Source organism: Enterococcus pernyi, from assembly GCF_045371165.1.
Classification (GTDB): Bacteria; Bacillota; Bacilli; order Lactobacillales; family Enterococcaceae; genus Enterococcus_B; species Enterococcus_B pernyi.
Map to the genome: position 1 here is coordinate 304,544 of NZ_JBIQDM010000001.1, position 26,099 is coordinate 330,642.

Annotated in this window: 29 protein-coding genes; 24 read left to right on the top strand and 5 right to left on the bottom strand. The window is 37.2% G+C overall.

Translation table 11 applies throughout. The annotated features are described in order from the left end of the window. Positions 1-8 precede the first annotated feature (8 nt). Both ACH0AK_RS01550 and ACH0AK_RS01555 read right to left on the bottom strand, forming a co-directional pair. On the bottom strand, positions 9-968 hold the full coding sequence (locus ACH0AK_RS01550; protein ID WP_062805833.1) for a glycosyltransferase family 2 protein: 960 nt from the start codon (positions 966-968) through the stop codon (positions 9-11). 138 nt (positions 969-1,106) lie between these two features. After that, positions 1,107-1,457, bottom strand: coding sequence for a PepSY domain-containing protein (locus ACH0AK_RS01555; protein WP_019724280.1), 351 nt, complete (start codon positions 1,455-1,457; stop codon positions 1,107-1,109). A gap of 201 nt (positions 1,458-1,658) precedes the next feature. Between ACH0AK_RS01555 and pepA the strand changes: the two genes are divergently transcribed. The 5 genes from pepA (at position 1,659) to ytpR (ending at position 4,534) form a co-directional block, all read left to right on the top strand. Continuing rightward, the gene (gene pepA / locus ACH0AK_RS01560; RefSeq protein WP_023518981.1) at positions 1,659-2,738 is read left to right on the top strand and encodes a glutamyl aminopeptidase; all 1,080 of its coding nucleotides are present in this window, start codon (positions 1,659-1,661) and stop codon (positions 2,736-2,738) included. Between the two features lie 123 nt (positions 2,739-2,861). Beyond that, on the top strand, positions 2,862-3,182 hold the full coding sequence (locus ACH0AK_RS01565) for a thioredoxin family protein (RefSeq protein WP_023518982.1): 321 nt from the start codon (positions 2,862-2,864) through the stop codon (positions 3,180-3,182). A gap of 21 nt (positions 3,183-3,203) precedes the next feature. Continuing rightward, positions 3,204-3,659, top strand: coding sequence for a universal stress protein (locus ACH0AK_RS01570; protein ID WP_010736527.1), 456 nt, complete (start codon positions 3,204-3,206; stop codon positions 3,657-3,659). A 51-nt stretch (positions 3,660-3,710) separates the two neighbouring features. Next, positions 3,711-3,932 carry a hypothetical protein gene (locus ACH0AK_RS01575; protein WP_010736526.1) on the top strand — a complete coding sequence of 74 codons (222 nt, stop codon included), beginning with the start codon at positions 3,711-3,713 and terminating at the stop codon, positions 3,930-3,932. After that, positions 3,929-4,534, top strand: coding sequence for a YtpR family tRNA-binding protein (gene ytpR, locus ACH0AK_RS01580; protein ID WP_010736525.1), 606 nt, complete (start codon positions 3,929-3,931; stop codon positions 4,532-4,534). Before ACH0AK_RS01575 ends, ytpR begins: the two co-directional genes overlap by 4 nt. Before the next feature lie 49 nt (positions 4,535-4,583). Here ytpR and ACH0AK_RS01585 read toward each other — a convergent pair whose 3' ends face one another. Next, positions 4,584-5,888 (bottom strand): S1C family serine protease, encoded by a 1,305-nt coding sequence (locus tag ACH0AK_RS01585; RefSeq protein ID WP_010736524.1) that lies wholly within the window; start codon positions 5,886-5,888, stop codon positions 4,584-4,586. A 428-nt stretch (positions 5,889-6,316) separates the two neighbouring features. Between ACH0AK_RS01585 and rlmH the strand changes: the two genes are divergently transcribed. The 19 genes from rlmH to ACH0AK_RS01680 all read left to right on the top strand — a co-directional run bounded on the left by rlmH (position 6,317) and on the right by ACH0AK_RS01680 (position 23,569). Further along, complete coding sequence (gene rlmH / locus ACH0AK_RS01590) at positions 6,317-6,796, top strand: 23S rRNA (pseudouridine(1915)-N(3))-methyltransferase RlmH (RefSeq protein ID WP_010736523.1); 480 nt, start codon at positions 6,317-6,319, stop codon at positions 6,794-6,796. Between the two features lie 355 nt (positions 6,797-7,151). Continuing rightward, positions 7,152-7,547, top strand: a complete 396-nt coding sequence (locus ACH0AK_RS01595) for a hypothetical protein (RefSeq protein ID WP_023518983.1) — start codon at positions 7,152-7,154, stop codon at positions 7,545-7,547. Further along, positions 7,519-8,784 (top strand): hypothetical protein, encoded by a 1,266-nt coding sequence (locus ACH0AK_RS01600; RefSeq protein WP_499796704.1) that lies wholly within the window; start codon positions 7,519-7,521, stop codon positions 8,782-8,784. Before ACH0AK_RS01595 ends, ACH0AK_RS01600 begins: the two co-directional genes overlap by 29 nt. Next, a complete protein-coding gene (locus tag ACH0AK_RS01605) occupies positions 8,781-9,374 on the top strand; it encodes a hypothetical protein (RefSeq protein WP_023518985.1) in 594 nt (197 codons plus the stop codon). The genes ACH0AK_RS01600 and ACH0AK_RS01605 overlap by 4 nt, the downstream gene beginning before the upstream one ends. A gap of 4 nt (positions 9,375-9,378) precedes the next feature. Further along, positions 9,379-9,702 carry a DUF4176 domain-containing protein gene (locus tag ACH0AK_RS01610; protein WP_438846754.1) on the top strand — a complete coding sequence of 108 codons (324 nt, stop codon included), beginning with the start codon at positions 9,379-9,381 and terminating at the stop codon, positions 9,700-9,702. 200 nt (positions 9,703-9,902) lie between these two features. Further along, positions 9,903-10,496, top strand: a complete 594-nt coding sequence (locus ACH0AK_RS01615; protein WP_023518987.1) for a hypothetical protein — start codon at positions 9,903-9,905, stop codon at positions 10,494-10,496. Between the two features lie 492 nt (positions 10,497-10,988). Next, positions 10,989-12,224 carry a serine/threonine transporter SstT gene (gene sstT, locus ACH0AK_RS01620; protein ID WP_034691300.1) on the top strand — a complete coding sequence of 412 codons (1,236 nt, stop codon included), beginning with the start codon at positions 10,989-10,991 and terminating at the stop codon, positions 12,222-12,224. A 229-nt stretch (positions 12,225-12,453) separates the two neighbouring features. Then, complete coding sequence (locus ACH0AK_RS01625) at positions 12,454-14,094, top strand: BglG family transcription antiterminator (protein WP_023518989.1); 1,641 nt, start codon at positions 12,454-12,456, stop codon at positions 14,092-14,094. Beyond that, complete coding sequence (locus ACH0AK_RS01630; protein WP_023518990.1) at positions 14,091-14,522, top strand: PTS sugar transporter subunit IIA; 432 nt, start codon at positions 14,091-14,093, stop codon at positions 14,520-14,522. The genes ACH0AK_RS01625 and ACH0AK_RS01630 overlap by 4 nt, the downstream gene beginning before the upstream one ends. 12 nt (positions 14,523-14,534) lie before the next feature. Continuing rightward, positions 14,535-14,816, top strand: a complete 282-nt coding sequence (locus ACH0AK_RS01635; RefSeq protein WP_023518991.1) for a PTS sugar transporter subunit IIB — start codon at positions 14,535-14,537, stop codon at positions 14,814-14,816. Between the two features lie 4 nt (positions 14,817-14,820). Continuing rightward, positions 14,821-16,071, top strand: a complete 1,251-nt coding sequence (ulaA, locus tag ACH0AK_RS01640) for a PTS ascorbate transporter subunit IIC (RefSeq protein WP_023518992.1) — start codon at positions 14,821-14,823, stop codon at positions 16,069-16,071. Beyond that, positions 16,072-16,812 (top strand): sugar isomerase domain-containing protein, encoded by a 741-nt coding sequence (locus ACH0AK_RS01645; RefSeq protein ID WP_010736512.1) that lies wholly within the window; start codon positions 16,072-16,074, stop codon positions 16,810-16,812. Between the two features lie 191 nt (positions 16,813-17,003). Then, positions 17,004-17,648, top strand: coding sequence for a DUF998 domain-containing protein (locus ACH0AK_RS01650; RefSeq protein ID WP_023518993.1), 645 nt, complete (start codon positions 17,004-17,006; stop codon positions 17,646-17,648). A gap of 276 nt (positions 17,649-17,924) precedes the next feature. Next, positions 17,925-20,006 (top strand): BglG family transcription antiterminator, encoded by a 2,082-nt coding sequence (locus ACH0AK_RS01655; protein ID WP_062805823.1) that lies wholly within the window; start codon positions 17,925-17,927, stop codon positions 20,004-20,006. A gap of 18 nt (positions 20,007-20,024) precedes the next feature. Next, positions 20,025-20,327 carry a PTS sugar transporter subunit IIB gene (locus ACH0AK_RS01660; protein ID WP_010736508.1) on the top strand — a complete coding sequence of 101 codons (303 nt, stop codon included), beginning with the start codon at positions 20,025-20,027 and terminating at the stop codon, positions 20,325-20,327. 25 nt (positions 20,328-20,352) lie between these two features. After that, positions 20,353-21,642 (top strand): PTS sugar transporter subunit IIC, encoded by a 1,290-nt coding sequence (locus tag ACH0AK_RS01665; RefSeq protein ID WP_023518995.1) that lies wholly within the window; start codon positions 20,353-20,355, stop codon positions 21,640-21,642. 19 nt (positions 21,643-21,661) lie between these two features. Continuing rightward, on the top strand, positions 21,662-22,054 hold the full coding sequence (locus ACH0AK_RS01670; RefSeq protein ID WP_023518996.1) for a hypothetical protein: 393 nt from the start codon (positions 21,662-21,664) through the stop codon (positions 22,052-22,054). Between the two features lie 23 nt (positions 22,055-22,077). Then, a complete protein-coding gene (locus ACH0AK_RS01675; protein WP_023518997.1) occupies positions 22,078-22,947 on the top strand; it encodes a class II fructose-bisphosphate aldolase in 870 nt (289 codons plus the stop codon). 1 nt (position 22,948) lies between these two features. Then, complete coding sequence (locus ACH0AK_RS01680) at positions 22,949-23,569, top strand: P-loop nucleotide/nucleoside kinase family protein (RefSeq protein ID WP_041684352.1); 621 nt, start codon at positions 22,949-22,951, stop codon at positions 23,567-23,569. 120 nt (positions 23,570-23,689) lie between these two features. Here the strand turns inward: ACH0AK_RS01680 and ACH0AK_RS01685 are convergent, their stop codons facing one another. Both ACH0AK_RS01685 and ACH0AK_RS01690 read right to left on the bottom strand, forming a co-directional pair. After that, a complete protein-coding gene (locus tag ACH0AK_RS01685; RefSeq protein WP_010736503.1) occupies positions 23,690-24,514 on the bottom strand; it encodes an alpha/beta hydrolase in 825 nt (274 codons plus the stop codon). Then, positions 24,486-26,081 (bottom strand): PucR family transcriptional regulator, encoded by a 1,596-nt coding sequence (locus tag ACH0AK_RS01690; RefSeq protein ID WP_023518999.1) that lies wholly within the window; start codon positions 26,079-26,081, stop codon positions 24,486-24,488. Before ACH0AK_RS01690 ends, ACH0AK_RS01685 begins: the two co-directional genes overlap by 29 nt. Between the last annotated feature and the right edge of the window lie 18 nt (positions 26,082-26,099).

Consider the following 26,099-nt stretch of genomic DNA (forward strand, 5'->3'; position numbering starts at 1 on the left):
GCATAAAATCATCTCTCTTCTTTTTTATTTTGATGATACTCATGATAAACATGATAGAGGTTCAGTTCGTACTCTTTCTTTGCATTTGTAACGACCGTATCTAAAATCATACCGGTAACTAGTGAAAGTAAAGCTAGGATCATCAATCCTGTACTTAATATGGCTGAAGGGACTTTAGTAATAAAGCTCGTCAACATAAACTCCCGAATGACAGGAATCCCAGTGAACAGACCAGCTAAAAAGAAAATGACTGTCCAGATATTGAAAAATAGGATAGGTTTATAATCTTTACACATTTTAATAATCATCATAATGACTTTGAAGCCATCAGAAAAGGTATTCAATTTTGATTCGCTACCTTCTGGGCGATCACGGTAATCAATAGGGAGCTCAACTAATTTGAATTTTTTATCTAAGGCATGAATGGTCAATTCCGTTTCGATTTGGAATCCCGCACTCATGATTGGGAAGCTTTTAACAAAAATACGATTAAATCCGCGATAGCCAGTCATCACGTCTCTTATTTTTGTTTTATATAAACGAGTGATCGTATTTTTAACTAAATTATTGCCAAAATCATGGAAGGCGCGTTTATTTTCTTCAAAGTAAGTGCCATTAGAAAGACGGTCGCCAATAACCATATCAGCTTCGCCAGAACGTAATTTTTCTAAAAGTCCATGTACGGCTTCGGCTGGATATGTATCATCTCCGTCTACCATCAAATAATAATCTGCATCAATGTCAAAAAACATTTGACGTATGACATTTCCTTTACCTTGACGAGGTTCTTTTTTTACAATAGCACCCGCGGCAACTGCTAAGTCGTAGGTGTTATCCGTTGAGTTATTATCGTATACATAAATATCTGCTTCTGGTAACTCTCGTTTAAAGTCGGCAATGACTGTGGGAATCGTTGCTTCTTCATTATAACAAGGAATCAGGACAGCAATTTTTTCTGTGTGATTCATTTTTCACTCTCCTAAATAAATTGAAAAAGTTTAAACTAAGCATAACCTATCATGTACGTTTATACCAGTTTTTACGCAAAAAAAGAAGCTCTTATCCATAGGAAAGCCTATTTCTAAGAGAATCTTTTAAAAATGAAATCAAGCATCTGTTCCTTTTTTTCTAGAAATATCTAAAACAGTACCAGTATAGGCATCTGCTAAAAATTCATAATAGACGACTTCACCATCTTCTATGCGAGAAATCCCACCACGATAAGCTTTTGAATGGATTGCAAATTTACGTGTCGGTTCTTTCTCAAAAGAGATCCAGGAGCCTTCAATCGAGCCTTCGTCTAAAAATGCTTCTTTGATGGTAGCTAAGACTTCATCAGCGGACATCGTTTTGTTACGGTTGTACCATAGTGCAGTTGCCACGCCACTTAATAATCCTAAACCAAGTCCGACAGCTAAACCACCTTTGAAATAGGCCTGTTCACTTTCTTCATACATACTGCTTGCCCTCCTTTACAATTACACAAGTTTCTTTGGCTTTATTTTACCACACTATCGGATTTTCTTTGAAATAAATAACCGTTTTGAAATAAAATACGGTATAATGATCACGATAGATTTGTCCAGATGCTATTTTTTTAAGACAAATCAAAGCTGAGATTGAAAGGAGACAAGTCTGAATTATAGACGATCATTATTATGGATGAAAAAACATTTCAACGTATCAAAGAATTAACAGAATTACAAGGAACAAGCGGTTTTGAACAAGATATCCGCGCGTACATGGAACAACACATGGAGCCACTAGTTGATGAATTACAATTAGATGGATTAGGTGGGATCTTTGGATTGCGCCATCACCAAGAAGCGGATGCCCCTCGTGTCATGGTGGCAGCACACATGGATGAAGTTGGTTTTATGTTGACACAAATCCAAGATAACGGATTGTTCAAAGTGGTTCCGCTAGGCGGTTGGAATCCTTATGTAGTGTCGGCTCAACGCTTTACATTGAAGACATCAACAGGGAAAAATTACCCATGTATTTCTTCTTCCGTGCCTCCACATTTATTACGTGGTACAAGCGGTCAAAAGTCAGTCGAAGTAACAGATATTTTATTTGATGCTGGTTTTGAATCAAAAGAAGAAGCAATGAGTTTTGGTGTCCTACCAGGAGATACGATCGTACCTTATGCAGAAACGATCAAAACAGCAAACGGCAAAAATATTATCAGTAAGTCATGGGATAACCGTTACGGTTGTACGATGGTCTTGGAAGCATTAGAAGCCCTAGAAAAAGAAACATTAGGTCATACGCTGATCGCCGGCGCTAACGTCCAGGAAGAAGTTGGTTTACGTGGATCAAAAGCTTCAGTGAACAAATTCAAACCTGATCTATTCTTTGCGGTAGACTGCTCTGCAGCAGATGATACAGTAACGAAAAAAGGCACATTTGGTCATCTAGGAGAAGGCACCTTGATGCGTATCCAAGATCCAGGATTGATCATGTTGCCACGTTTACGTGAATATTTACTAGATATTGCTGAAACAAACAATATTCCATATCAATACTTTGTATCAAAAGGTGGTACCGACGCGGGTGCTGCTCATACACAAAATGAAGGAATCCCAAGTACCGTTATCGGTGTGGTTGGGCGCTATATCCATACGCATCAAACGATGTTTAGTATCCGTGACTTTGAAGCAGCCAGAGAAATGTTGATCCAAACATTGAAGGGCTTAGATAAATCAACGGTGAATACGATCGTTTACGGAAAATAAGTAATCAACGAGTGAAGGCTATCCGCTTTTGCTCGTTTTTTATTTTTTAGATATAGTTTGGTCAGTTTTTTGTAAAGGTGTATAATTTAAGTAAAATATAGAATAAGAAAGAAGTGTAAACCTATGATTACTCCTAAAAGTCTTGAAGAAGTAGCCGGTTATGTTGAAAAAGGCAATCATATCTTTTTCTTTACTGCCGATTGGTGTGGTGATTGTCGCTTCATCAAACCACAAATGCCAGAGATCGAGCGTCGCTTTTCAGATTGGACATTTGTCGAAATGGATCGTGATGCGTATATCGACTTAGCAGCAGAATGGAATATTTTCGGTATTCCAAGTTTTATTGTCATCAAAGATGGGAAAGAGCTAGGTCGTCTGGTCAATAAAGATCGTAAAACAAAAGAAGAAATCGAACAATTTTTAAAAAAAACGATTCAGCAGTGAGAAACGAGAGGAGTGGGAAAAATGGAACAAGCATATAAGAAAATATTAGTTGGAATTGACGGAAGCGAGCAAGCGTTTGCTGCATTCAAAAAAGCCGTTGAGGTAGCTCGTAGAAATGAAGGCACAGTATATGCGACGAATGTGATCGACCAACAATTTTATCAATTTATGGGGTATACGCCTATTGACCAATCCTTGATCGATCAACAGACTGAATCAGCAAAAGAATTGATTGAAGAATGTAAAAATTACGGCAAATCCGTTGACTACCAAAAAATAGAAGGTATTGTGGCTTACGGTTCGGTCAGAGAATCTATGGCAGTAAAACTACCAAAGAAATATCAAATCGACTTGATCATGATTGGTCAATCAGGGTTAAATGCCGTTGAACGTTTTATGACTGGTAGTGTGGCAAGCTATGTGATTCGACAAGCTCCGTGTGATGTCTTAGTCGTTTCAGAACCAAGAGAAGCCTAGTTTTTGATTCAATAGGCAGATCCTTGAACAAAAAAGACGAGGAAACGAAAGATGGTGCATTTCGTTTCCTCGTCTTTTTTTGTGATCCGTGCTTTCTTTTTATTCCGGCAAGCTTTTCTAAGAGAATTTATCATGCAAGAACCGCCTTTTTTTGTTAAGATAAAGCAAGAGAGTTTGGCGCTGGACTATGTGGGGTTTCCCGAAAGTACGATGTATTCAGTTGCCATAAATAAAAAACAACTTCAACAAATGATATTGGAGGAAACAAAATGATTTTTGCTTATAATCGCGCACATGTGGGCGACACACTAATGGTGATCGTAGCCGACGATAAAGGGACGGAAAATACCGCTATTCGCAAATGGAATGTTGCGCAGATCAAAGATGAATCTGGCCAAATCGTTGCATGGAACTTTTTCCATATCTCAGATCATCTAACAATTGAAGGCAACGGCCAAGTAACAATCTCAGAAGAACAACTAGCTGAATTGAACCGTTTGATCAAGGAAGCTGGCTTTGAAGAAACACTCGAAAAAGACAACCAGCCGAAAATCGTTGTTGGTTACGTCAAAACTTGTGAACCCCATCCAGATTCAGATCATTTATCTGTAACTGAAACTGAAGTAGATGGTGGTGAAGTTTTACAAATCGTTTGTGGCGCACCAAATATCGAAGCAGGTCAAAAAGTAGTCGTTGCCAAACCTGGTGCAATGATGCCAGACGGTATGATGATTTGGCCTGGAGAATTAAGAGGGGTCAAAAGTGATGGAATGATTTGCTCTGCAAAGGAACTTCACGTACCTAACGCCCCAGAGAAAAAAGGCATCTTAGTTTTACCTGAAGATGCGATAGTTGGCGAAGCATTCAAAAACTAGCAATAATAAAAAAGACGACTACCTCCACTGAGATAGTCGTCTTTTTTTATTAATTATTTGAGCCATTGGAACTATTTGAATTTCCTTGATTTAATGCAGTATTATCAATTGTCAATTTGATATCTACAGTTTTTTCTTCTTCGCCACGGTAATAAGTGATCTTCACAGTGTCACCAACTTTTTTACCATAAAGCACAGACTGTAATTCAACACCAGATGAGACTTCTGTATCATCGATTTTTGTGATGACATCATATTGTTCTAAGCCAGCTTTTTCCGCAGGCGTTGCTGGTTGAACCGAACGAATGATCACGCCATTTGTTACAGAAGATGGTAATTTCAAGATCTGTTCCTGTTGTTGTGTAGAAACGGCGGAAAGATCGGTCATTGTGATACCCAGTGCAGGGCGTGTTACTTTTCCATCTTTTTCAAGTTGATTGATGATATTTACGACATCATTACTTGGAATCGCAAAGCCCATTCCTTCAACACTTACACTTGAAGAATCAGAAGTCGATGCAATTTTACTTGAATTGATACCAATGACTTGTCCTTCGATATTAACTAGTGGACCACCAGAGTTCCCCGGGTTGATCGCTGCATCTGTTTGAATCGCGTTGATATTGACCGTTTCATTAGATTCATTGGTACTTGTCACTTGGCGATTCAAGGAAGAAATGATCCCTGATGTTACGGAATTCGCGTATTGAGAACCTAGAGGAGAACCAATCGCAATCGCAGGTTCGCCGACTTTCAATGAAGCAGAATCGCCAAATGAAGCAACAGTGTCGACTTTGTCAGCACTGATTTTCAACACAGCTAAATCAGTGTAAGCATCTGTACCGACTAATTCTGCTTTCACTTTTGTTCCATCTTTTAATAAAACTTCTAACCCTTGTTGTCCATCGACCACGTGATTATTCGTCACGATATAAGCGGAACCGCCCTCTTTTTTATAGATCACACCGCTACCTTCACTGTAAGCTTGCAATTCGCCATCTTCGCCACTACTTTCTTGTTGTTGGCCAAATAATGAACCAAACGGGTCAGATGATGAACTTTGTTTTTGTAGGTTGATAACAGAAACAACTGCTCCTTGTACTTTATCTACTGCAGAAGTGATATCTGAATCTACATTGACTTTTACATTCTCGACAACTGTTTCGCCTGATGCATTTTGTGTCCCACTGCTAGAAGAAGTCGTTACTGAGTTACCACCTCCAGTTGCTGCATAAAAAATACCGAAAGTCAGTAATCCGCCAATCACGCCACCAACTACGCCAAGACCTAGCTTTCGCCAAATGCCATTAGATTTTCTTTTTTTCATTTTTGGTGTCACATCTCTTCTGTCCATGTGATCTGCCTCCATTTATTATTTTCTAGATAAGTTAAGTATAGACTTATTTACTAGATTTAGTCTACTTCCAGACTGTGAACTTTTTATGAAAAACATTAGGAAAAATAATTGTTTTCAGATGAAAAAATTAAATACAAACTTATACACAGAAATTGTGGAAAAGTATTTGTAAAAAATGCGTATAATTGTCCATAAAAGTTATCAACAACTTGTGGGAAAAGTGGAAAAATCTGTGCGAAACATATGTTTGCTTAAGAAATACTTATGAAACAAGTAATAAAACCACGATAAACTGTGGATAAACCTGTGGAAGATGTGTATAACTATGTGGGAAAACTTTTTTAAATCACTTTCTTGAATAAGCATCCTCAATTATAATAAGGAAGGAATAAATCGACATGGAAGAATGAGGAAAGGAAATAATTATGAATATAAAAATCATCTCAGTAGGAAAATTAAAAGAGAAATATCTGATTCAAGGAAGCAATGAGTACGTTAAGCGACTTAAAGCCTACGGGAAAATCGAACTAATAGAAGTACCTGACGAAAAAGCACCAGAAAATCTTAGCGAAGCTCAAATGCGCCAAGTCAAAGAAAAAGAAGGCGAGCGTATACTCGCAAAAATCAAAGATCATGAATTTGTCTACGCTTTAGCGATCCAAGGCGAAAATCCTACTAGTGAAGCCTTTGCAAAGCAAATTGATCAATTAGGTATCCAAGGAAAAAGCCAGCTCGTCTTTGTCATCGGTGGCTCGTTAGGATTAAGCGATGACGTCATGCAACGCAGCAATGCCCAAATCTCTTTCGGCAAAATGACCTACCCCCATCAACTGATGCGCCTGATCCTCGTTGAACAAATTTATCGCGCATTTCGGATCAATACTGGGGCTCCGTACCACAAATGAAATAATTATCCATATCAAGATCGACTGTCAATAAATGGCGGTCTTTTTTTGTTATTTTAACGATTATGAGACTAAAACGATGTTTTATGATATATTTTATTTTTTCAATTGATTATTATATTAAAATGGAAATATGTCGAAGGTGTAAAATTAATTTTATCAGTTATTTTATTTGATCAAAGGGCTCATTTTTTTATGAAATAATAAAAATCGCTTTAATCGTTTTAAATATGAAAATAATTCAGAAAAAATTCGTATTTAGTTTAAGAAAACCAGTATCTAAAGAGCAAAGCTATCGTTTAGGAAAAAGAATGTTGCAAGAAATCAACCATCAAATATCTAAGAAGGTGAACGAATGTCAATAGACAATGAAATGATCTATGAGAATCAAAAAGAAATTTGGAAAGTGGAACAGCAACAAGACGAATTAGTAAATGGGAAACGTAGGTTAGAAAACCAGCTCCTTCAATTAGAAAAAGAACTTCAAAGAGGTTTTCGCCAATTATCTGAATTGAATCATGAAGATATCCAACAAGGTATGACCAATGCAATTTGGATGCAGAAGGAGTATGAAGCAAAGCAACAAACATTTCAACAACAATTTCATCAGGCACATGAAGAACTTGATTTTTCGTACAGGAAAACTTTACAAGGATTAGAAGTAGAAAGAGAAGAGTTGTTTGCAGAAAGGATAACATTTGAGTGGGGAATCATCAGAATTTATGTCAGCGTTAAAGAAGAACTTAGCTAGTAGTAAAGAAACGATCAATCAACTAAAGAGAGGAAGTCAAAAAGTCGTGTCAGCTGTTAACAGAAACGAATTATCTGGTGCAGCATATGCAGCAGGAAAAGGATTATTTAGTAAATTGATCATTCCGACAATTACACGAACAACGAATGCGATTGAAAAAATTGAACAGGAGCTACAAAGGTATAAAGTCTCGGATCAGATTGTAGCAATGGAAGGATACTTGGATGAGAACAAACTGAACCAGCAACTGGCGACGACGCGAGTTATGAAAGCATCAGTAGACACGACTTCTGCTTTTGTTCAGTCCAAAGCACAAAGTAATCCGTTAGTCGGCATTCTCGAAACATTGCTAAATGTCCAACGATATCTAGAACGTATGTCAGAGAGCTTTCAACAAGATATTGATCAATTACAAAATAAGCTAAAAAAATTACATAATTTCAATTCTCAAACTAGTGGATTATTCAGTCATAGTTTGGATGAATTGAAACTGGCAATGCAGGGTGTATTAGTGTTAAAGAATACGAGAGTGAGGACAGATGGTTCATATTTGTTACCCGAGGGGATAAATAAAAAGTGGTTTACTGAGGTTGGAACTGATAATAAGGTGAAGCAAATATTGGAGAAATTGACTGAGAAGATAGACTATGCCCATTCTATAGGGAACACTACATTAAGTGTCATCAAAGAATATGGTAAAGCAACTAAAGTAAAAGCAATAAGACTTGGGTCTAAGTCAGTTTCTAGTTATTCGTTCTCTCGTACAACTAGGTACGCTAAAACATTAGAGAGTGTTAGTGATGATTTATTAGATTCAGTGGAAATTGTAAGAAGTAATAATATGTGGAAAGGTATAGGGATTGCTGGTACGATTGCAGGTATAGCTTTTGATTATGATACTCAAATGAGTAAATATAATGATATTGAAAGAGCAACTAGAAATACAGTTGCATATACGATAATAGATGCTAGTGGCAAAGTTATGGGGGCTTATATTGGGGGCATTCTTGGAACCTTGATACCAATACCTGGTGCAGGATCCGTACTAGGCGCAGTTATTGGAGCTGGTATTGGGAGTTTTGGAGAGCATGTATATGATTGGATTGAAACGGGGAAAGCTAAAAAAGCTTTTGATAATATTGGAAAAACTATTTCTTTAGGAATAAACAGTTTGAAAAACGATGTTGGTAAAGTCTTTGCCGGTTTTGGGCAATCATTAGGGAGTATATTCGGATGAAAAAGAAGATTATTCCACTTTTGAAAATATCAGGAAATTCATCAATATATTTTGATTTTGAAAAGAGCACTCCATATGTACAACATTTTAAAGGGGCTTATACGGAAACAGCAGGAAAAAGCTACTCTAAAAGTAGAACTTTTTGGACAAGTCAAGTTCTTATGGTAGGAATGGTGACGTTTGGAACCATTTTAGATAGATTACTTATTTTTCCAGCTTTAGTTAGTTTACTTCTTGTGTGGTGTCTAGGATATGTGTTAGCACACGTTTTTATAGGAATAATGATAACTAATTCATTGGGAGAAAAAGAATATAGAAATTTTTCTCCCAATGAAATTCAAGGAGTTGTATCTAACTCACCAAAGTTTTGGATATTGTTGTTTGTCGAGTTTTTATTGACTATAGGAATACTCTTTGTTTCTATTATTTCGATTTTTAATCATATGCTAAAAGGTGAAGATTTTATAGAACTTTTATTTGGTGTGTTTAGTTTAGCAAGTTTAAGAAAAATAGTACCGCCTATTTTAGGAATTAAAGCAGGGGGAATACTAAAAAAACAAATAAAGGAAGGAAAATTTCATAATCAATAAACATATTTTACCATTAGGAAGTGTAGTGCGATTAAAAGGCGGAGATATCAAACTTATTATTGTTGGACGGGCACAGCTTTTTAATAATGAAGGAGCGATTGGTTATTTTGACTATTCTGCTTTAGGTTATCCGCAAGGTGTAATAGCGGAATCCAATTTTGCATTTTTTAATGATAAAGATATAAAGAAAGTCTTATTTGAAGGATATCGAGATGAGCAAGAAGTAGCGTTTGCTGATTCTTACGAAGAAAACATAAAAAACATACCTTATCCTAAATTAGTGATTGAAAGAGAGAATGAAGAGGAACCAGAAACTTTTGGGTTTTAAAAATTTAGTTATTAATATGGAATAACAGAAATAAAATACTATAGAACTGTTTTGAAACTAATTAAGTAATAGCTTATAGTGCTAAATTTTTCAGAATCAACTGAGAAACTTGAAGGAGGCTTTAGAGGATAGGAAACAACTGTGCCCAAGAGATTAAAAGAATTAATAGCAGATATTATTTACTGGAATTAAATGATAGATTGTACATTGTTGATTATTTTAAGTTAATGAGGCTGAGAAACTTTTTTCCGTTTAGTACCTTTTACAACAACGCTCCGAAAGAAAGTTGGACTGCATATAAAGTAACTGGATCAGCAGAAATTTTTGAAGGTAAAAAAACACCTGAAATACAATTTTATGTTCCTGAATCTTATGGGATTTTCAGTGTTTTTGTAATTAGTCCTTTTCTTATATTTTTGGGCTATCTTGAATCAATATATTTAGCTCTATTGATTGCTAGTCTTCTTAGTACATATGGAATAATATCAACCTGTCGACTATTACATAACAATAAGAAAGTGAAAGAACTAGTTAAAGATACGACAATTGTACAGTTAGTACTTGTTGAAAATAAAAGGTCAAAAATCTATGTTGTTCAGAGTAATTTTTTTTCATGTGTATATGGTATATTTGTAGGCTACCTATTTATATCAGCAATTTTATCAGGTGACTTTTGGGAGGTTATTTTTGTTTTGTTAGTATCACCTACAACTTCATTAATATTTGGAAAAATCATATCAAATTTTAGAGAAGTCCCAGATGTATCTTCTAAATATCAAATTGAAAAAAGATAAAAATCACATGAAAGATTATCAATTGAAATGATTGTACATTTAAAACCATTATTCTAATCTATTACGGGAATAAACAGAAGAACGTTTGAAAAGAAAGAATATGACTACTAGAATTTCCAAAATTTAAGTTTATATAGAATGTGTATTTATTTTTTAGTCCACCTTTAAGTATTTAGGAACATAGGTGCTGTATCTTTGAGTATCTATCAAGAAATCCTACCAAATAAAGAAAAATTAGGAAATCATTCATTGTTCCATAGGAATCTTGTAATAATTATTTGATAAGGTATCATCGTGGGGGATTGAGAAAGAGGATTCGTAATTTATGCCTAAGATTACAATGATGTTTTTTATTTTTCCAAATCAAAATCGTTCGTTATTTTTTTAAGGGACACATAGATATGCGAAATAATAAGAATTTTCTGAAAATTACTCTTTTGTTTCTCTCATGAAGATGTTAAAATGGTTGTTAAACTATAAAGGGGTGATTGTTTGTTAGAGAAATTCTTGGACATGTCGTTAGTTCAACGTATTGGTTGCGGTATTTTAATTGGTATAATATTAGGTATTTTTTTACCGACCTGGGGATTTATTGCTTTATTAGGAACGTTGTTCGTTAGTTGTTTAAAAGCGATTGCGCCGCTGTTAGTGTTTTTCTTGACTGCAGCTTCAATTGCAAAACATAAAATGGGGAATGAGACATTTGTAAAACCGATTTTAGGATTGTATTTAGGGGGGACTTTTTTCGCGGCTTTTGTGGCGGTGATCACTAGTTCGATTTTTACGGTACCGATCACTCTGCAGGAAACTGCTTCGGAACAAGCGCCTCAAAATATTGGGACTGTTTTATCAACGATGCTGACCAATGTCACGCAAAATCCGATTCAAGCAATTATTGACTCTAATTATTTAGGTGTGCTATTTTGGGCGGTATTATTAGGATTGGCATTGCGGGCACGTACGGAAGCAACGAAAGAAGTTATCGATCAGATTTCGGTCGCATTGTCACAGGTGGTTCAATTGATTATTTCTTTCGCTCCGATCGGTATTTTGGGGTTAGTTTATGAATCAATTGCAACAACAGGTCTTTCTGGACTGACCGAGTATCTCCAATTAGTTCTTGTGTTAGTAGGTACGATGCTCTTTGTTGCTTTGATCATCTATCCATTACTTACTTTTTTGTTTATCAAAGAAAATCCCTATCCATTAATTTTCTTTTGTTTAAAAGAAAGTGCAATTTCTGCTTTCTTTACGCGTAGTTCTGCGGCGAACATTCCGATCAATATGATGTTGGCAGAAAAACTGAAATTAACAAAAGAATCTTATGCTATTTCGATTCCATTAGGAGCAACGATCAATATGGGGGGAGCAGCAGTGACGATTACAGTGATGACGTTAACGACTGTTCAAGCACTAGGTATCGAAGCTTCTTTCGCCTTAAAATTGATTTTAAGCATCTTGGCGGCTTTAGCTGCTTGTGGTGCATCTGGAGTAGCTGGGGGTTCATTACTATTGATTCCTTTGGCTTGTAGCTTATTTGGTATCTCAAATGATATTGCGATGCAAGTGGTAGGAATCGGGTTTATTATTGGGGTCATCCAAGACTCAGTTGAGACAGCTTTAAATTCTTCCAGTGACTTACTATTCACCGCAATTGGTGAATTGGGTGCTAGAAAAAGAAATGGCGAGGATGTTTCGATCAAAAGTCGTTTGAGTGAATTGCAATAGAGGCATCTTTCTACCATCATTTCAAATTACATTTTTTAAGTCAACAGCAATCGTCTGTTGGCTTTTTTCATATTTTTTACTGTGAGTAGAATTATTTAGTTGTTTCTGAGTATACTAAAAAAAGACTTCGATTAGTAATGTGCATACTATCTCATTATTTTTTAATGATTTTTGTGGTCTTCTAATCGGTTGTTTGAAAAATTATAGTAAACATAGAAGGTGATGGAAAATGAAAGTTATGCACTATCAGGAAAATAAAATGCGCAGAATAACCATTCTCAATCGACTGTTGAATTTTGAACACTTAAGTTACCAACAGCTTTCTGATGAATACTTTGTCTCACGAAGTAGTATTGCCAATGATCTTTCTTATGTGAAAGATATTTTTACCAAAGAAGGATTGAATTTGACATTTGATCGTTCGGGAACATTTTTTGAAGGAAATGAAATTCAAATCCAACGTGTGTTGAAGCGGACCATCCTTAATCATTTCAATGAACTAGAAGTGGTAGCAGAACTAATAGATCAGCAGCTTTTAAGAAGAATCGAGCAAGCTTTTCGTCAAGGAATCAACGAAAAACAAATGGAGATTCCAGAAAGTTATTTCAAAAGCATTGTGATTTCAATTTTATTGATTATCCAACGCTCAAAAATGGGTGAAAAAATAGATTTGATCGGTAAGAATCAGTATGGAAAATATTTCTTGGAGTTCAATAAGTACCCGCTGGTGTATGAACTATTAAAAAAATTAGAGGACCAGAAAATTTATCAGTTCACACAAGAAGAGGTCCAATATTTAACTTACATTATCGTAGGAAGTGGCTTGAAATTCTTTATGAAAAGTGAAAATATTCCTTTTGCTTTTCGCGGGAAAATTCGACAATTGATCCAAAAGGTTAGCGAAGGTATCCAGATTGATTTAACACAAGATAACCGTCTAGAAGAAGATCTTCTAGTACATCTGTATCAATTACTTTTACGAATTGAAGCGCAAACAACGATCGTCAATCCATTGATTGATGGAATCAAACAAAATTATCCGTCCATTTATGGGGTTGTATGGTTTGCATTAAAAGATTTTCGTTGGCCAAGTGAAGTGAATCTATCTGAGGATGAAGTTGGGTTTGTCACCATTCATTTTCAAGCTGCTATCGAGAGGATCAAACGATTAAACAAATTATTATTTGTCTGCCCGAATGGCATTGGAACAAGTTCATTTGTTTCAGCCAAAATACGAAGAATCTTACCTGATATTGACAGCATTGAAACTGCCTCTATTGATAAGTTGACTTACATGGATCTATCAGAAATTGATTTTATTATTTCTACAGTCGATATACCCAAGCAATCAAAGCCTGTCGTCAGAATTTCACCCATGGTGACTAGTCGCGATATGAAACGAATCATGAATCATTATATCGATTTAGTGATTGATCATGAGCATATGAAAGAAAGGCGGATCTTACCTGAAAAAACAAAACAATTGCTTGCGTCCAATATTTATTTTGGTCATTATGGGTCAAAAGAAGAAGCAATCCATTTTCTGATGGAGCAGCAAAACTTTAAAAATGACTATAAGAAACAACAATACACCCAGTCGGTTTTTGACCGAGAAGCAATCCAATCTACTTATCTCGATAATGGTTTTGTGATTCCTCATGGTAATCCGCTATTCGTAGAAGAGACTGCTATTGCGATATTAGTAGCGGATAAACCAGTTAATTGGGGAAATCAAAAAGCAGATATCATCGTATTATTGATGATCCGAGAAGAAGATGTGAAAGAAGTTGAAGCAGTGATGAAACTGATCATGCAAGGGATAGGTGATAAAAACTGGTTCATCTCAAAAATGTTGGAGGTAAAAGAATGAGTAGAATTGATCCATTATTGGCAAAAGAGCAGATCCAAGTAATCGATACAGTGGAAAATTGGGAGACTGCCGTTGAGATTGCAAGTGAGCCTTTGTTAAAAAGCAAAATGATAACGCATACTTATATGGATAATATGATCAAAAGTGTAGAAGAGCATGGTCCATATATGGTTTTAACCGATTATTTTGCCCTCATGCACGCCAAACCAGGCGTAGGAGTGAATGAACAAAGCATGAGTCTTTTAGTCGTAAAAAATGCAGTAGATATGAAAGACGAAGCGGTGAAAATATTTTTGATCTTAGCTGCGAAAGATAGTGAGAGCCATCTGGATAAATTGCAAGAAATCATGTCCATATTTATGGATGAAGTGAAGTATCAAACTATTTTATCGGGAAATAAGGAAAAAATAATCCAATTACTAACCTAAGGAGGAAAAAAAATGAAAATTTTAGCAGTATGTGGATTTGGTGTTGGAAGTTCAATGGTTTTAAAAATGTCGATTGATAAGGTGATCAAAGAACTAGGGCTCAAAGCTACAGTAGAGAATACTGATTTATCCTCAGCAAAAGCGACTCAAGCAGATGTTTATTTTACTAGTAATGAATTACTACCAGAACTGAAAGCTTCGGTCAAAGCGCCTGTTTATCCAATCAAAAAATATATGGATACAAATGAAGTAAAGGCACAATTAGAACAATATTTAGCAAATAAGGAGGGCTAGACTGATGAATTTTATTAGCAATCATATTTTGAAAAATCCACCTGTTCTTTTAGCCCTGATCGCGATGATCGGTTTGATCATCCAACGAAAGTCATTTTCAGAAATCATTAAAGGTTCCTTGACCGCAGCCTTTGGGATGGTGGCTTTAACGGCTGGTGTAAATATGTTGGTAGGGACGATAGCTCCTATAAATACGGCGGTCCAGACACAATTAGGTGTGCAAGTTACTGAAGGGTTATCTGATGTGACTTTTACAGCAGAATACGGTGGTACAGTCGGTTTAGCCATGTTCTTAGGATTGATCATCCATTTGTTGATTGCTCGTTTTACACCAGTCAAAACGATTTTTCTGACTGGACATATGCTGTGGTGGTTCCCATTTGTATTTGTAGCTGCCGGAGTAGAGGCTGGTCTAACTGGTACTTTACTGATTGGGATTAGTGCATTATTGTCTGCTTGCTATTGGTCATTCATGCCATGGATCATGCGCAAATATGTTTGGGATGCTACCGGTGATGATTCTTTCTTGATCGGTCATCCGACAGGGATCTTATCATTGATTTCAGGATTTGTGGCAAAGCGTGTGGGAAATAAAGAAAAATCGACAGAAGAGATCAATGTTCCAGAGAACCTTTCATTTTTTCGTGAAATTTCGATCACGGGAGCATTGGTCATGTTTCTTATGAATGTGGTAGTGGGGATCATCGCACCAGTTTTGATTCCAGAAGGTGGGAATCTTGTTATGTTTGCCATTGAAGCTGGGTTGAATTTCGGTGCTGGATTATTGATCATGTTGTATGGTGTTCGTTTATTGATTAATCAAATTATTCCAGCTTTCCAAGGGATTGCTGAAAAAGTGGTACCAGGTGCGAAACCTGCTTTTGATGTCCCGATCCTATTCAACTATCGTCCGAATGCGGTCATTATTGGTTTTATCGTTGCGATGATCACTTCAACGATTTTAGTTGTCTTAGCAAATTCATTCCAGTTATTTGGTGTACTGATCGTACCATTGGTCATTACAAGTTTCTTTGAATGTGGTGGAGCCGCAGTCATTGGTGAAGGCCAAGGCGGTTTTCGTGGGGCAGTTCTCGGAACGATTGCAGCATCTGTCACAATGGTTGCTTTAGTTGGTTTTTCTGCCATGATTTTCAGTACAACGATCCAAAGTTGGATCTTGATTTTTGGCGGAAACGATTTGTCATTGTGGGGAATGATTGGACGAGGAATCAGCAGTTTATTTGGAGGGTTTTAAATGTTTCGTTACATGGATAAAATCAGAGAACTATTAACAATTGTCGAAGAAAAAGAAAGGCAATCAATTGGAGAAGCGATTGAATTATTGACTCAATCAAATTTACAAAAACATTCTATTTATATTTTTGGTGCCAGCCACGCGGGTATTTTAGCAGAGGAAATGTATTACCGTGCTGGAGGAATGATGACGATCAATGCAATATTTGGACGAGAAGTGATGTTGGATCGAAATCCAGTAACCTTTACGAGTCAAATGGAGCGATTAGAAGGCTATGGAATGGCCCTAGCCGGAACGATTCCTTTTAAAGAAAATGATGTATTAATTCTTCATTCAGTATCTGGCAGAAACCCGATCATTATTGATTTAGCTAAAGTGGCAAAAGAAAAAGGAGTAAAAATCATCGCACTAACAAATGTATCCTACTCGAAATCTGTAACTAGTCGCCATTCATCAGGGGAACGATTATTTGAAATTGCGAATATCGTGATCGATAACCACGGCGATATCGGAGATGCGTGTTGTGAACTAACAGGGCTATCACAAAAGGTCGGGCCTTCTTCTACGGTGATTGGAGGGACCATTCTCAATACGATCATCGTAGAAGTTTGTGAACAGTTGATTTCTGAGGGAGTGAAACACCCACCGATTTTTTATTCTGCCAATATAGACGGTGGCGATCAATTGAATGCTGAATTATTTGAAACGTACAAAGAGGTCATTCATTATCCATTCACTTAAACTAGCTCGTCGTGAACCATTGATTTTAAAATGATAACTTTTTTGAGAATATAGTTAATAAGCTCTATCAAAGCAAAAAATCCTTTGATTTTAAACCACTGAATGTGACAGAATCAATAGGATTTTTTGTTTTGCAATTAAATTGAAAATGTTATTCTGTATATAAGAATAAAAGTGTTTTGGAGGAGTACATGGTTTTTTTACGACGTTATGGGCTTTATTTTTTATTTCTAGGAGTGTTGAGTGATTTTTCAACACCTTATATTTTGGGCTTGTTCTATCCAGGTTTAGATCAATTAAGGCTGCCAATCAGTGTATTCGGTGACGTCACAAGTCCAGTGAGAACATTCTTTCTTGTTTGTTCTGTTTTTTCAGGCATCTTTTTTAGCTTATCCTTACCTGCGCTGTATTCTTCGTTTGAAAAAGTATCTACTCATTTAGCGAAATGGTTGGTTGTTTCACTAGGTTTCTATGCGATAGGCGATTGCCTTTTTACAGGATTGTTTAGTCTTAACACCCAAGCTACTTCGTGGGATTTCTCAACGTGGGTACATAATGTTGGTTCTAGTTTAGGTTATAGTGGCTTTCTTTTATTTCCGGTTTTTGCTTTATTGCTCTATCGAAAAGAAGCGAATCAACCAATCAGTCGAGTGTATATCGTTTTAATCAGCTTGAGTCTGCTGAGTGCGATGATTTACGGACTGGCAAGGATCCCAGTGCTGAATCACCTTCCACTATTAGATAAACTAGGTTTTTGTCAAAGATTGAGTTACTTCTTCAATTATTTAACGATCATATCAGTAGGTACCAACCAACTAAAACGAGTGACAAAATAGCTGTTTGGGTGAGCGAAATGGTTATTTCTAAACAATCGAATAAGCGAGCTTCCTGAAGAGGATTTTTTCGAGAAATGAGCCGCGCAAGCCAAAAATAGGAGAGACTATTTTCGACTTGTGCGGCTCATTTCTCGAAAGTAGGTACTTCTGCTACATTCTTGCTTGAAAAATTAGTACAGGCTTTCTTACTTTTCTGCCAACTTAATTGGCAGAAATCTCTACTTTTTATTTTGGAAGCGCAAACATATACTTGGTTCAGAAAGGAAAATCAATCATATGAAAACGAGAACGATTGAGTTACTTCAAAGATTTAGAGCATATCATTATCCAATCAAAGCGGAACAATTAGCGTTAGAGTATCAAGTCAGTCAACGAACGATTCGTCAAGATGTGCTGGATGTCAACAGTTGGTTGCGAGCCAATCAATTAGCAGAGATCCAAACGGTTCGTAAGCAAGGGTTTCTGTTGCGTTTAAGCGATGAGGAAGAAAAAAGACTGACAGAAGCATTGGTGACTTATCAAGAGGAGTTGTTGAATCGTGACGAGAGGACCTTTGATTTAGTGTTATCAATTGCTTATGAGCAACAGCCAGTTTATTTGAATCGTAAGGAAGAAGCATTCATGATCTCGAAAAGTACGATGGACGAAGATATGCGTCGTTTGCGAGCGGATTTGATCAAATACGGTATCGAAATCGTGAGTTTTGGCAGACAGGGATTGGTCTATAAAGGAGCGGAGCGCTCCATCCGCACGATGATTTATGACTTGATTAATAAAAATCTAGGGAGAATTGATTTTTCAGCAAGAAACGGTACGAAAATCACTGCGGCTCAAAGAATTTTCCAACAGTATTTTTCACCTTCGGAGATTGTAAAGCTCGAAGCCATCTATACAGATACTATGATCAGACAAGAAGATGATATCTACAAAAATCAACTGTTGCTGTTTACAATGATCTGGGTCCAGCGAGTCAGAAAGCATGAACTTATTTCAGCAATCAATTGGAAAAATAATAACGAAAAAAAAGACTGTTTCACTGATTTTATTGAAAAAGTCATCGTTGAGTTTCGCTTGACAGACGTTCCACCGGTTGAAAGAAACTACCTTCGTTTTACGATTGAGACATTCAGTTCAAAAGATATCAGTAATTCGTTGGAATGGGTCCAAGCCCAACTGTTGACGATCCAACTGATCCAGTTCGTCGAGGAACAGACCCGTATCCCATTTCACTTAAAAGAAGAAATCCTGTGTGAAAATCTTTATAAACATATGACGGCTTTGATCATTCGCATCAAACATCGAATCCAAGTCACGAATCCTTTGAAAGAAAATATTCGGGCCAATTACCGCCCCATCTATGAAGCAGTTGAATTATTTGTCCCAACGATCGAGGAAGTCATTGGTGGAGAGATAATCGAAGATGAACTTGCTTTTCTAGTGATCCATTTTTCGACGATTGCTAGCACGATCAAACAGAATGTCATGTACATGTATAAATCAGTGGTGGTTTGTCACCATGGACTGGCAACAGGCAATCTATTAGCAGAAAATTTAAAAGAGAAGTTCCCACAAATTGAAGTTGTCGTGGTATTGAGTTCTAAAGAAGCGGAGTTGGTGGATAAGTTAGATGTCGACTTGATTTTCAGTACGTTCCAATTATCAGATCAGAACAAACCACTGCTTGTGTTGGAGCCTATTTTAACCGATGCGAATCGTCCGATCATTGCAGATTTTTTAAATGCTCACCAAAAGGTCCAACGACTGATTCCGACAGAGAGTGGGCAAACAGAATTGTTTACCGACGTCTTGCGGATCGTGGAAGAAAGTGGAGGCAAGATTGATCGGCCAATCTACACCAAATTAGAAACATTATTTGAGCAAAATCATTTAGAAATCAATAAAAGGGAGATCCAACCAATGCTAAAAGACATTTTGACAGATAATCATATATTGATCCAAGAACACGTAGACAATTGGCAAGAAGCGATTGAACGAGTGGCTAAACCATTGTTGAAAGAAAATATCGTTGAGTCAAGTTATGTTGATGCGATGGTCCGTGCAGTAGAAGAGTATGGCGCCTATATCGTTATTGGCAAGAATCTGGCATTAGCCCATGCCAGACCAGAAGATGGCGTCAATAAGTTAGGCGTGAGTGTCGCGACAATTCGTCAGCCAGTTGATTTTGGCAATGAAGAGATGGACCCAGTAAAAATCATTTTCTGCTTAGCAGCAGTAGATTCATATTCCCATTTAACCATCATGAAGGAGTTGATCGAGTTGATCAATGACGAAACGAAATTGACTCGTTTGATCGAAAGTCCAAATGTAGATTTATTTAAAAAACGACTATTTAAGTAGCTAAAAGGAGAGAGTGGAATGAACAAATTGAATATTTTATTTGTATGTGGCGCAGGACTAGGAAGTAGTTTTGCCGCTCAAATGTCAGCCGAGGATGTATTGAATAAATTAGGCGTAACAGCTAAGCTGGATCACTGCGATATCTCTTCGGCCGTTTCGATGAAGCCAGATGTGATCATTACCGCAGAGAATTTTCGTTCACAATTTGAAAAATTTACCATTGATCCGACAACAGCCATGATTTACTTGAAAAATATCGTCTCAAAAGTTGAGATCGAAGAGAAGTTAACACCAGTTTTACAAAGTAAGGGAGCTATCTAATCAAGAAAAAATAGGGGGAGAAAACATGGGCGTTATCAATTTTATTATCGAAAATATTTTGACTCAAGCATCGATCACGATTGCCTTGATTGCGATGCTAGGGCTGATCCTGCAAAAGAAATCAACGGGTCAAATTATTTCGGGTACATTGAAAACATTGCTAGGCTTTCAAGTTTTAAGTGCGGGTTCGAGTATCATCGTCGGTAGTTTGACGTATTTTGGGCAAATTTTTACCGAAGGGTTCCAAATGGAAGGGATCATCCCGTCAATTGAAGCAATCAATGGTCAAGCAATGAATGAACTTGGTCTAGGTAGAGATATCGCGTTAACCTTTTTAGCTATTTTTATCTTTAATATCTTACTTGCCCGTTTTACGAAGTGGAAATATATCTTCTTGACTGGTCAAGCAATCTTATGGATGGCGACGATGACCACTGTATTTGGGTACTTCGCTGGGTTACGTGGGTTTGTCTTGATTTTAGTTGGTGGTTTCATTGGGGCAGTGTTTGCTATTGCGATGCCAGCGATGGCGCAACCAATCATCCGTAAGGTCACCGGTTCAAACGATATTGCTTTAGGGCATTTTTGTACGATCGGCTATTTATTTGAGGCTGGGGTAGCAAAAATCTTTGGTGAAAGAGGCGAGAACAAGAAATCGATTGAAGACATTAAATTGCCTGCTCACTTTGAATTTTTACAAGATACGTATTTATCAGTCATGGTGGTGATGGTGCCACTTTATATCGTGACTGTGTTGTTTGCAGGAGAGACGTTTGCGGCTGAGCTATCAGGAGGTCAAAACTATATCATGTTTGCCTTTTTACAAGCCATCCAGTTTGTTGTTGGTGTATACGTATTACTTTCAGGGGTACGTTTATTACTAGGCGAAATCGTTCCAGCGTTTCGTGGGATTGCGATGAAACTAGTTCCTGATGCGATTCCAGCGTTAGATTGTCCGGTGTTCTTCCCTTATAGTCCGAATGCAGTGATTTTAGGGTTTATCACAACAACGATCGGTACGGTCATTGCGATGTTTACGTTGCCGATGTTTGGATTAGCGATGATTCTGCCAGGGATGTTGACGAATTTCTTTGCTGGGGGGACAGCGGGTATTTTTGGTAATGCAGTTGGGGGACGACGAGGAGCAATCATTGGTGGAATCGCTCATGGCTTCTTTATTACCTTGTTGCCAGCATTATTAGTAACGATTTTCAATTCAATGGGATTTGTTAGTGCGACAGCGACAGATGTCGATACAGTAGTGGTAGCGCTACTGTACGCTTGGATCTTAAGTCCGATTTTAAAAGCATTCTAATGTGAAAGTAGGGAGCATAATGTTTGGTTTTTTGAAAAAGAAAAAAGAGCAACCTGAAGCAATACAGACGCTTTCCATCGAAGAAAAAGAAGAACTTCAAACAACGATCGAACGACTAAAGAAAGATATCGACCAGACAGAAGAAACAGACCAACGAGCGGTTCTTTTTGAACAAGTAGGACTAAAGCTCGCTGAGTTAGGGGATAACGATCAGGCAATCGAACACCTTGAGAAAAGTTTATCACTGAAGAAAAGTATCAATGATGGGTACAAGAAGTTGATGTCTTTATATAATGCAAAAAGAGCAGAAGCTGCACGAGCTGGGGACGATCAAGGAATTGATCATTATATGGGGAAAATGGACGAGATGCGACAAATTGCTAAACAACTTACGATTACAGGGAATAAATAAGAATAAAGGTGGCTATAAAAAAAATGTATACGACATTAAAAGAGGTAACAAAAACAGCAGAAGCTTTGAATTTTACCGTGGGCGCATTCAACACGCATAACTTAGAGATGTTGCCAGAAATGTTACGAGCAGCCAAAGAAATGGGTGCGCCGATCATTATCCAAACAAGTGTGGATACGGCGAAATATATTGGGATGAATGTCTTAGTCAATGTAGTGAAAACGATCGCTGAAGAAGAAATGGTGGACGCTGTTCTTCATCTGGATCATGCGCGTGATTTCTCTGATATCAAGCAAGCAATCGATAGCGGTTATACTTCAGTAATGTATGATGGTTCCCATTTACCTTTTAAAGAAAATATCTTGAAAACAAAAGCAGTCGTTGAATACGCCCACGCTCGTGGTGTCTCAGTGGAAGGGGAGCTAGGGACGATTGGTGGGACGGAAGAAGGAATCCATGTGGCAGAAGATGATAAAGTGTATACGAAACCCGAAGATGCGGTAGAATTCGTAGCAGCAACTGGAGTAGACGCATTAGCAATTGCTATTGGAACAAATCATGGACAATTCAAATCAAAAACAGAAGTCAATCTACCACTCCTGAAAGAAATCGACGCAGTAGTCGATGTTCCCTTGGTCATCCACGGCGGTACTGGAGTGAAAGAGGAAGATTATCCAGAGTTGATCAACCATGGAATCCGTAAATTCAATGTTGGGACAGAGCTACTTGTTAACTGGACGAAAACAGCAAAAGAAAGCTTTGGGGAAACAGAAGTCAGCCGATCATTACGCCACAACGTGATTCCAGCCAACGAAGCAGTAAAGGCAATCATCAAACATAAAATCGGCCTGTTTTTGAATACAGGAAGTGAGATCTATGCAGGAAAGAGCTAAAATGAAAAAATATTTGTTTCTTTTGGCAGGAAGTCCTGGGACAGGAAAAACTTATTTGATGGAACGACTGTTCGAACGTTTTCCAACGATGTATCGTCTTACCTTAGATGAAGTCAAAGAGTATTACGCTGAATCAATTGGGTTCGATAATTTAGCTGAACGAGCAGAGCAAGAAAAAAACAAGGTGTATCCATTCTTTTATCAGGCATTGGAACTGTACATGGAAGCAGGGAAGAAAGTGATTGTTTCAGAGTATCCTTTCAGTGACAAACAAAAAGGACCATTAGGAGCGTTATCAAAAAAATATGGATATGAAGTGATCACGATTCGCTTGCACGCAGACTTTGATGTACTATGGCAACGACGTTATAAAAGAGATCGTGATCCTGAACGTCATTTGAGTTATATCATGGACCATTATCATTATGGGGATACGTTGGACGATCGATCGTTAGGAACCAATCATATCACCAAAGAAGAATTTAGAGCTGTTATAAATGATCGAAAGTATGAACACTTTGAACTTGGAACGCTTTATACATTCGATGTGACTGATTTCACCAAAGTGGATTATACGCCACTGTTAAACGAGTTAGAGTGGCGAGTGGCGAATGACCAATAAAAAATAATATCTAGTTGATTGATTCAAGTTTTGAATGAATCGTAAAAAGTGAAAGCCTATCCTCCTATTTATCGAGAGATAGGCTTTTTCATTTTTATTACTAGATTTTTGTGCCATATGTCAAAGTGACTCTTTGGTGGATAACCAATCTGATAATTCCTTTAAGACTGTTTGGACTTGGGGCTCGTTTGTTTGTTTCAAAAAGTCATGTTCTAGATCATAAACAGGTTTGAATCGACTATTCGGGATCTGTTTGCTTATCCTTTTACTTGAAGCAAAAGGTACTTCTTGGTCTGAGGTGCTGGCGGTACTATAGCAAGGAGGAAAAACTGCAAGTTCTGTTTCACTAATGGCATAATCCGACCAATCCAGTGATTTCGGTAAGCGATAGTAATCGGCTAAGATTCCTTGTTGTCGTCCATAGTAATAAAGTAAGGCGCGACCCATCAGTGGATCGTCTGCCGTAGGTGTTTGTTGATCAATGTCTATAAGCATTTCTTCTGTTAATGTGTGTGTGGTGGGAGTGGTTTGTTTCTTCAGAAATTCAAAATCAGCATAGCCATAAAAATTGATTAGGAAATTGGGTGAAAGCCCTCGATCCACACACAAATATTTGGTTAGGTGGAACATCAAATAACTTCCGGCAGAACGCCCGCAAATACCAAAGGGGTGTTCATGAATGATTGTCTTTTTTAAGGCATCAAAGCTTTCATTTAGTTTTGCAATGATTTCTGTTACAGATGTATTTGGTGCCAACAGGTAATCAAGAGCTAGCAGAGTGTAGCCATGAGCTAAAAAGAGATCTTTTAGCCTATTGGGTATGTCACCTTTTGATCCGTAAATCAATCCGCCACCATGCAAATAAAGGATATATTTCGGTGTATCACTCTGAGCAGGATAAATGGTTACTGTAATGTCATCGAGTAGTTGTTTGGTTTCTTTCATTTGCCTGTCTCCTCATTTTGATAATATAGGCGCCAATCTCATGATTGATCATTTGTAACGGATTTGTTAAATCAATTGATAGATAATTGGAAATTTTGTGGAGACGATAACGAATCGTTTTAGCATGTAAAAACATTGCTTCTGCTGTTTGTTTGTAATTCCGATTGTGTTGTAAAAAACAATAAAAAGTTTCAAATAAGTCATAGTCTGTTTGAGCCAACTGCGCCAATTTTAGAGGGATTGCTTCTTGCAATGTTGCTATCTGATTTTCTCGAATAAAATGTTTGAATATGCCGATATCTTCGGATGTCACAACAGGGCCATTGTAAAATGAGGTATTGAAATTCAAAATATCCAAACATTCAAACAACAATTCCTTGATTTCCTGTCGTGGTTTTGCTTGGCTGATGGCAAATGTTACTTGTTGATTTTCTGCGAGTATTTCTACCATCAGACGTGAAATCTGATCTTTAGTGATAGGCCCTTCCGATTGAGCAAAGTTGAATAAAACAGCTGAATATTGATGTTGGTCAAAGAAAATCGCCTCTTTTTTCAGTGTCCGTAAAAGTGTAAGGATGCGATTTTTCATTAATTGCGTTTGCATCTCTTTAGTTGAAAAGACGATTGTCTGGTAAGTATCTTTTGACTGCATATGCGCTTCTTGTAGCAAGCTATCTAGTTCTTCAGGATTTCGTGGTGTATTTTGTAAAATCGCATCAGCTAAATTATTTAAACGAGTATAGCGTTCTTTTTTCAATAGGCTTTCTGTATTGAATTTTTCTTGCAAGGCGTCAATGGCATTTTCGATAATGACTAGGTCGGTTTCTTTGATTTGTTGGTTGTTCAGATAAACAAGCAATAAGCAATTGAGAGAATAGTTATTGAAAATCGCAATCTCTAATGCATAGCGTTTTTTCGAGTCTGTTTGAGCATAAAGTGTCAGTAAAGAATAATCGTTTTTCATGAAATCTGTTTGTGGCAGCGATTCACGTGAGAGTACGATGGCATCGGTTGGAATCATCCCTTCGCAAATTTCGATTTCTTTATCAAGCAATTTTAAGGAAAAAGGAAGTTCGATGATTTGATAAAACTCTTGCATGATCGTTTCTAAAGAAGAAAACTGTTTTTCTAGACGGTTGAATCTTTGGCGTGCTTCATAGTAGGTTCGTAAAGTATGGGCATGTGCATTGAGTAACGGCTCATAAATCGTTAATAGAATTTTTTCATAGCTGATCTCTTGACTGATTTTGATCAATGGGATTTCATATTTGAAGCATAACTCAATAAACCATTCGGGGATCACCTTGATAAAACGATCGGTTTTTAACACAAGACCGCTGATCCCGATTTGACACATCTTGATGAAAAAATCTTCCAGTTCTTTTTCTGACAAGTCGTTCAATGCATAAAACGAGGTCAGGATCAGCTGATTTTGTTTGCTCCAATTTTCGATATCAATGGCTTCTAAGACCATTGCAGTTTCGACTTCATTATCTAAACCAATCTCATTCGTTAGAATCTTCCCTTTTTTTAGTTCACCTAGCAATAATAACTCCCTTAATTTCATCATATTCTCCTTTTTTCC

What these genes read in the sequence shown, in the direction of transcription:
- ACH0AK_RS01645 (WP_010736512.1), top strand. Translation starts at nt 16,072, where the DNA reads ATGTTTCGTTACATGGATAAAATCAGAGAACTATTAACAATTGTCGAA.
- ACH0AK_RS01565 (WP_023518982.1), top strand. Translation starts at nt 2,862, where the DNA reads ATGATTACTCCTAAAAGTCTTGAAGAAGTAGCCGGTTATGTTGAAAAA.
- ACH0AK_RS01585 (WP_010736524.1), bottom strand. Translation starts at nt 5,888, where the DNA reads ATGGACAGAAGAGATGTGACACCAAAAATGAAAAAAAGAAAATCTAAT.
- ACH0AK_RS01635 (WP_023518991.1), top strand. Translation starts at nt 14,535, where the DNA reads ATGAAAATTTTAGCAGTATGTGGATTTGGTGTTGGAAGTTCAATGGTT.
- ACH0AK_RS01690 (WP_023518999.1), bottom strand. Translation starts at nt 26,081, where the DNA reads ATGAAATTAAGGGAGTTATTATTGCTAGGTGAACTAAAAAAAGGGAAG.
- ulaA (WP_023518992.1), top strand. Translation starts at nt 14,821, where the DNA reads ATGAATTTTATTAGCAATCATATTTTGAAAAATCCACCTGTTCTTTTA.
- ACH0AK_RS01660 (WP_010736508.1), top strand. Translation starts at nt 20,025, where the DNA reads ATGAACAAATTGAATATTTTATTTGTATGTGGCGCAGGACTAGGAAGT.
- ACH0AK_RS01555 (WP_019724280.1), bottom strand. Translation starts at nt 1,457, where the DNA reads ATGTATGAAGAAAGTGAACAGGCCTATTTCAAAGGTGGTTTAGCTGTC.
- ytpR (WP_010736525.1), top strand. Translation starts at nt 3,929, where the DNA reads ATGATTTTTGCTTATAATCGCGCACATGTGGGCGACACACTAATGGTG.
- ACH0AK_RS01575 (WP_010736526.1), top strand. Translation starts at nt 3,711, where the DNA reads ATGGTGCATTTCGTTTCCTCGTCTTTTTTTGTGATCCGTGCTTTCTTT.
- ACH0AK_RS01595 (WP_023518983.1), top strand. Translation starts at nt 7,152, where the DNA reads ATGTCAATAGACAATGAAATGATCTATGAGAATCAAAAAGAAATTTGG.
- ACH0AK_RS01625 (WP_023518989.1), top strand. Translation starts at nt 12,454, where the DNA reads ATGAAAGTTATGCACTATCAGGAAAATAAAATGCGCAGAATAACCATT.
- ACH0AK_RS01605 (WP_023518985.1), top strand. Translation starts at nt 8,781, where the DNA reads ATGAAAAAGAAGATTATTCCACTTTTGAAAATATCAGGAAATTCATCA.
- ACH0AK_RS01570 (WP_010736527.1), top strand. Translation starts at nt 3,204, where the DNA reads ATGGAACAAGCATATAAGAAAATATTAGTTGGAATTGACGGAAGCGAG.
- pepA (WP_023518981.1), top strand. Translation starts at nt 1,659, where the DNA reads ATGGATGAAAAAACATTTCAACGTATCAAAGAATTAACAGAATTACAA.
- ACH0AK_RS01675 (WP_023518997.1), top strand. Translation starts at nt 22,078, where the DNA reads ATGTATACGACATTAAAAGAGGTAACAAAAACAGCAGAAGCTTTGAAT.
- ACH0AK_RS01680 (WP_041684352.1), top strand. Translation starts at nt 22,949, where the DNA reads ATGAAAAAATATTTGTTTCTTTTGGCAGGAAGTCCTGGGACAGGAAAA.
- rlmH (WP_010736523.1), top strand. Translation starts at nt 6,317, where the DNA reads ATGAATATAAAAATCATCTCAGTAGGAAAATTAAAAGAGAAATATCTG.
- ACH0AK_RS01630 (WP_023518990.1), top strand. Translation starts at nt 14,091, where the DNA reads ATGAGTAGAATTGATCCATTATTGGCAAAAGAGCAGATCCAAGTAATC.
- ACH0AK_RS01665 (WP_023518995.1), top strand. Translation starts at nt 20,353, where the DNA reads ATGGGCGTTATCAATTTTATTATCGAAAATATTTTGACTCAAGCATCG.
- ACH0AK_RS01600 (WP_499796704.1), top strand. Translation starts at nt 7,519, where the DNA reads ATGTCAGCGTTAAAGAAGAACTTAGCTAGTAGTAAAGAAACGATCAAT.
- ACH0AK_RS01650 (WP_023518993.1), top strand. Translation starts at nt 17,004, where the DNA reads ATGGTTTTTTTACGACGTTATGGGCTTTATTTTTTATTTCTAGGAGTG.
- ACH0AK_RS01685 (WP_010736503.1), bottom strand. Translation starts at nt 24,514, where the DNA reads ATGAAAGAAACCAAACAACTACTCGATGACATTACAGTAACCATTTAT.
- ACH0AK_RS01550 (WP_062805833.1), bottom strand. Translation starts at nt 968, where the DNA reads ATGAATCACACAGAAAAAATTGCTGTCCTGATTCCTTGTTATAATGAA.
- ACH0AK_RS01655 (WP_062805823.1), top strand. Translation starts at nt 17,925, where the DNA reads ATGAAAACGAGAACGATTGAGTTACTTCAAAGATTTAGAGCATATCAT.
- ACH0AK_RS01670 (WP_023518996.1), top strand. Translation starts at nt 21,662, where the DNA reads ATGTTTGGTTTTTTGAAAAAGAAAAAAGAGCAACCTGAAGCAATACAG.